Below are 5,440 nucleotides of genomic sequence, written 5' to 3'. Positions count from 1 at the left end.
TGGGGAGGACGACCATGTTCACTTATTAGTGAACTACCCGCCCAAAGTTGCCATATCAAAACTGGTTAATAGCCTAAAGGGTATATCCAGTCTTCTTATCCGAAAAAAGAACTACCCCAACATTAAAAAGAAACTGTGGAAAGGGGCTTTATGGTCGCCAAGTTATTTTGCTGGAAGCTGTGGCGGCGCGCCGATTGAAATCATTCGACAGTATATCGAGCAACAGCAAACGCCACCATAGATTCAAAGGACGGCGTTGTCGTCCGCGCTATTCACCCTCGCCCTAAAAGACGAGGCTTTCCGCGCATTTTGGTAACTTGAGCAGTAGCGCGTAAATTATCGATATTGTCAGCTAAGTTTTGGGCAATGGCCACCCCTACCGGGTAATACACACCGCTTTGTCCGCCTGTTAATACCGAAACAAATTGTGTTTTTTGTGCTGAAGCCGTACCTGAGGCTACTAAGAGCGCACTAGCTGCTAAACCTACAAATATTTTTTTGAATGACATAATATGAGTCCCCGACTGCTGATGATTTATCAATCATAGAATTGTCAAGACTTTGGGCCAAAATAAAACTAAGGCATTTCCTTATAACGCTCCCTCAAACCCTACCCAACGCCCCAATCTTGAACAAATCCTTTGCAAAGAGTTAATATTTAATGGTTATAGCTAAATAATTTATTAAGGACTGTCATGACAAAGACATACCCGCCATTAAGCTTTTATATTAATGGCGAATTTATTGGGATAAATGATAGAAAAACACAGGATGTGATTAATCCGGCAACAGAAGAAGTGCTCGGGCAGTTACCTTACGCAACAAAAGAAGATCTTGATTATGCCTTAGCATCCGCTGCCGAGGCTTTTAAAACATGGAAACACAGTTCGCCCATGGAGCGTTCTGCCGTATTACGTAAAGCAGCAGACTTAGCTCGTGAACGCGCTGACAGCATTGCTCACAACCTCACCCTAGACCAAGGCAAACCACTAGCACAAGCACTTGGTGAGATCATTAGTTGCGCTGATCACTGTGATTGGCATGCTGAGGAATGTCGCCGTATTTATGGTCGTATTATTCCCTCTCGTCGAGAGAACTTCCGTCAATACGTTGTGCGTGAACCGATAGGCGTCTGTGCTGCTTTTACCCCGTGGAACTTTCCATTTAATCAAGCCATTCGAAAAATCAGTGCAGCGATTGGTGCAGGCTGTACGATCATCTTAAAAGGTCCTGAGGACTCGCCGAGTGCCGTTATCGCTATCGCTCAACTCTTTGAAGATGCCGGTTTACCCAAAGGCGTCTTAAATATTGTTTGGGGTGATCCTCCTTTTATTTCTGATTACTTAATTCGCTCTCCGATTGTGCGTAAAGTATCTTTTACCGGTTCTGTACCTGTCGGTAAGCAATTAGCCGCTTTAGCCGGCGCGGAAATGAAGCCGGCCACTATGGAATTAGGTGGTCACTCACCCGTGATCGTATTTGATGATGTAGATATTGCCAAAACTGCCAAAGCGCTTGCTCGCTCAAAAATACGCAATGCCGGCCAAACTTGTGTTTCACCTACGCGCTTTTTTGTACACGAACGGGTCTATGACCAGTTTTTAGACGAGTTTGTTGCTAGCTTATCCACTGTCAAAATCGGTAATGGCTTGGACTCTAAAGTCGAAATGGGACCTCTAGCACATAGACGTCGCCTACAAACCATCAGTGATTTTGTCGATAATGCTCGCGATCATGGTGCCACTATTGAGCTTGGTGGGCAGGCGTGGGGCCAACAGGGCTTTTTCTATCTACCCACGGTGCTGACTAATCTTAATTCCGACTGCAAAATTATGAATGAAGAGCCATTTGGTCCACTGGCGCCAATCATCAGCTTTAGCGATATTGATGAGGTCATCGCCAAGGCCAATAGCCTACCCTATGGCCTTACTTCCTATGTATTTACCAATAACCTACAACACTCAGTCAAGGTATCAAATAGCCTTGAGGCAGGTATGGTACATATCAATAGCCTTGGCTCTGTGCTACCTGAGGCCCCTTTTGGAGGCATTAAGGATAGTGGCATGGGTCGTGAGGGCGGCCAAGAGACCTTTGATGGTTATTTAGTCACCAAACTCATCACTCAAGCCTAAATAGTCCCAACCAAACCGGAAATGACAGAACTCAAGACATTGATACATTCTGTCATTTCTAACATTGATACCACGCATCCCGCGACATCGCTTAAAATAGCCTCTCTTTTTATCACTTTTACTTACGATAAACATAATCTCGGACTAGAAGATTCATATGCTCGGCGCCATCATCGATTTTATTTTAAATATTGACCAATACTTACAGGTTTTAGCAGCTGATTATGGTCTGTGGATTTATGCTATTTTATTTTTAATCATTTTCTGCGAAACCGGCTTAGTAGTAACTCCGCTCTTACCCGGCGATTCTCTATTATTTGCAGCGGGAGGTCTGGCCGCCATTGGTGAGATGAATGTTCACCTAATGGTAGTCATTTTGGTTATCGCGGCCATCCTCGGTGATGCGACTAACTTTCATATCGGCAAGTACTTTGGGCACCGTTTATTCGCTAATCCGGACTCCAAGATATTCAGACGCTCATACCTAGAAAAAACCCATGCCTTTTATACCAAACATGGCGGCAAAACCATCATTTTGGCTCGCTTTGTGCCTATCGTCCGTACCTTTGCCCCTTTTGTAGCCGGTATGAGCAATATGAACTACACTCAGTTCTCGCGCTATAACATAATCGGTGCTCTTCTCTGGGTACCCATATTCTCTTATCTCGGTTACTTCTTTGCCAATATTCCTATTGTCAGAGATAACTTAAGCTTAGTTCTTATCGCGATTATTCTTTTGTCTGTTTTACCCGGGGTCATTGAAATAGTACGCCATCGCCGATCCCCTAAAAAATAACGTTCGGCACATGGGTGGAATATTTTTATCGCTCTTTTTTGGTCTATGCTTATAGCTAAAAATACAATGCAACATGCTACTATTAATGCCATTAAGTATAAGAACCTTAAACCAAAGAGAGGAATAAAATGAGCTATAAAGACGAAACTATCGCCGTTCACACCGGCTATAAGCCGGAAGAGACAACTAAATCAGTTGCTGTACCCATTTATCAAACCACTTCCTATGCCTTTGACAATACTCAGCATGGTGCGGACTTATTTGATCTAAAGGTGCCGGGAAATATTTACACCCGGATCACTAACCCCACCAATTCGGTCATTGAAGAAAGAGTAGCGGCTCTCGAAGGCGGTGTCGGTGCCGTTGCCCTCGCCTCAGGTATGGCTGCTATTACCTATGCAATTCAAACCATTGCTGAAGCAGGCGACAATATTATTGCTGTCTCTGCTCTATATGGCGGCACGTATAATCTATTCGCACACACCCTGCCAAGACAGGGCATTGAGGTGCGCTTCTTTGATCATAAAAATCCCGATGCGATTCGCAGCTTAGTCGATGCAAACACAAAATTGGTTTTTGTTGAATCTATCGGTAATCCCCTAGGTAACATTGTGGACTTAGAGGCTGTGTCTACCATCGCTCATGAACTCGGTATCCCTGTCGTTGTTGACAACACAGTCGCTACACCGGTATTGCAAAAGTCCTTTGAGTTTGGTGCTGATATTATTGTGCACTCTCTAACCAAATACATTGGTGGTCACGGTAATAGTTTAGGCGGTATTATCGTTGATAGCGGTAAGTTTCCGTGGGGTGATTATCCTGAGCGCTTCTCTCTGCTTAACAATCCTGACCCTAGTTACCACGGTATCAACTACGTCAAAGACGTGGGCGCTGCTGCCTATATTACCCGCGCTCGTGTTGTCCCGCTACGCAATATGGGAGCTGCTCTCAGTCCCATGAACACTTTCTTATTATTACAAGGCTTAGAAACACTGAGCCTACGCATGGAGCGCCACACGGAAAATGCGCTCAAAGTAGCAGAGTACCTAAGCAAACATGAAAAAGTGGCTTGGGTAAACTACGCCGGCCTGCCTGATCATCCTGAGCACGAATTAGCTAAAAAGTACGTTAAGGGTAAGCCTGCAGCCATTCTTTCCTTTGGTGTCAAAGGTGGTCGCGAAGGTGGCACCCGCTTCATTGACGCCCTACAGCTATTCCTACGCTTAGTGAATATCGGTGATACACGTAGTTTAGCCTGCCATCCCGCGACCACCACTCACCGTCAGCTGAGCGATGAGGAATTGGCCTCTGCCGGCGTTAGTCATGATATGGTAAGACTTTCTATTGGCATTGAGCACATTGATGATTTACTTGCAGACTTAGAGCAGGCTCTAGCCGCAGTCTAAATAAACATCTCATCACACACATCGCACTTTACCTAACTTGTCCTGAGTTAGGTAAAGTGCTTTTATCGCTTGGTATACACATTGTTAAAAGGACACCATGAGTAGTATTTTAGTAAGCCCCATCCAAGATAAATGCGCGTGGCGTGGTGAAGTCCTTCGCAACCGTGACGATTGGATCCACACCCTATCATCAGAGACCTTAGCAGCCTTAGACCAAGGGCTTGAGCAATTAGCTGCTAAGGGCTTAAACGCGCCTAACTTTAGTCGCGACGATCTACACATCACAACGCCTGAAGTACAGGCTGAGTTCGATCATATTTCTAATGAGCTGGAAAATGGCTATGGCTTTGTGGTGATTCGTGGACTGGACTCAACTAAGTACTCGGAAGCTGAGATGGCTAATATGTACTATATGATGGGTCACTTCATGGGCACGCCTGTCACACAAAATGCTCAAGGTGATCTGCTAGGCTACGTACAAAACATCGGTGATAAAAACGACAAAATGACTCGCGTTTATCAGACCAACGCCTACCTGCCCTATCATGGCGACCTATCCGATGTTGTCGGTTTGCTCTGTATTCGTAAAGCAAAAGAAGGTGGCTTAAGTAGTTTAGTCAGCACCGCTAGCGTCTACAGTCAACTACCCCGCCCTAAAGGGACGGAGCTTGTAAAAGCAAGCTGGGTTGACCAGGGTTAGCGGCTTGTTTGGTCGCTACGTTAACAACAGGTCGTTTAGACCCACCCCGAGGTGCTTCTTCAGCCTTGGGCACTGGAAAGACAGGATCACGCTGGCGCAAGGTAAAACGCCGAAGGTTCTGTTTGCTGCGCAAGCAGGAGCCGGTTGTTGACCTTCCCGAGGAGAGACGGACATTTGTTCCGCGTTACAAGGCCCGTAAGGGCATTATGTAGGAGAAAATCGCGATGGCGGTTTTTGTGTTAGGAAAAAACAAACGGCCCTTGATGCCGTGCAGTGAGAAACGCGCTCGGCTATTGCTAGAGCGCGGCCGTGCTCGCGTGCATCGCTTGGTGCCTTTTACGATCCGGCTGGTGGATCGCACGGTCGCAGACTGTGCGTTACAACCACTGGAATTGAAGATTGACCC

The 5,440-nt window shown here is 45.9% G+C and carries 7 protein-coding genes; 6 read left to right on the top strand and 1 reads right to left on the bottom strand.

Translation table 11 applies throughout. The annotated features are described in order from the left end of the window. Positions 1–241 (top strand): IS200/IS605 family transposase (gene tnpA, locus B092_RS0111815; protein WP_018575439.1); only part of this gene is annotated, 241 nt, incomplete at its 5' end. Positions 242–272: 31 nt separating this feature from the next. Here tnpA and B092_RS0111810 read toward each other — a convergent pair. Continuing rightward, positions 273–509: a hypothetical protein gene (locus B092_RS0111810; protein ID WP_018575438.1), complete on the bottom strand. Its 237-nt coding sequence runs from the start codon at positions 507–509 to the stop codon at positions 273–275. A 186-nt stretch (positions 510–695) separates the two neighbouring features. On the opposite strand from B092_RS0111810, the gene B092_RS0111805 reads away from it, so the two are divergent. The 5 genes from B092_RS0111805 to B092_RS14430 form a co-directional block, all read left to right on the top strand. Then, positions 696–2,132: an NAD-dependent succinate-semialdehyde dehydrogenase gene (locus tag B092_RS0111805; protein WP_018575437.1), complete on the top strand. Its 1,437-nt coding sequence runs from the start codon at positions 696–698 to the stop codon at positions 2,130–2,132. 157 nt (positions 2,133–2,289) lie between these two features. Next, positions 2,290–2,928: a DedA family protein gene (locus B092_RS0111800; RefSeq protein ID WP_018575436.1), complete on the top strand. Its 639-nt coding sequence runs from the start codon at positions 2,290–2,292 to the stop codon at positions 2,926–2,928. Between the two features lie 128 nt (positions 2,929–3,056). Further along, positions 3,057–4,334, top strand: coding sequence for an O-acetylhomoserine aminocarboxypropyltransferase/cysteine synthase family protein (locus B092_RS0111795; RefSeq protein WP_018575435.1), 1,278 nt, complete (start codon positions 3,057–3,059; stop codon positions 4,332–4,334). A 97-nt stretch (positions 4,335–4,431) separates the two neighbouring features. After that, the gene (locus tag B092_RS14435) at positions 4,432–5,034 is read left to right on the top strand and encodes a TauD/TfdA family dioxygenase (RefSeq protein ID WP_018575434.1); all 603 of its coding nucleotides are present in this window, start codon (positions 4,432–4,434) and stop codon (positions 5,032–5,034) included. Positions 5,035–5,258: 224 nt separating this feature from the next. Further along, positions 5,259–5,440: RRXRR domain-containing protein (locus B092_RS14430; protein ID WP_040608566.1), on the top strand; the 182-nt coding region annotated here is incomplete at its 3' end.

Source organism: Oligella ureolytica DSM 18253, from assembly GCF_000373745.1.
In the GTDB taxonomy this organism is placed as follows: Bacteria; Pseudomonadota; Gammaproteobacteria; order Burkholderiales; family Burkholderiaceae_B; genus Oligella; species Oligella ureolytica.
This window is presented reverse-complemented; position numbering and strand designations above follow the sequence as displayed.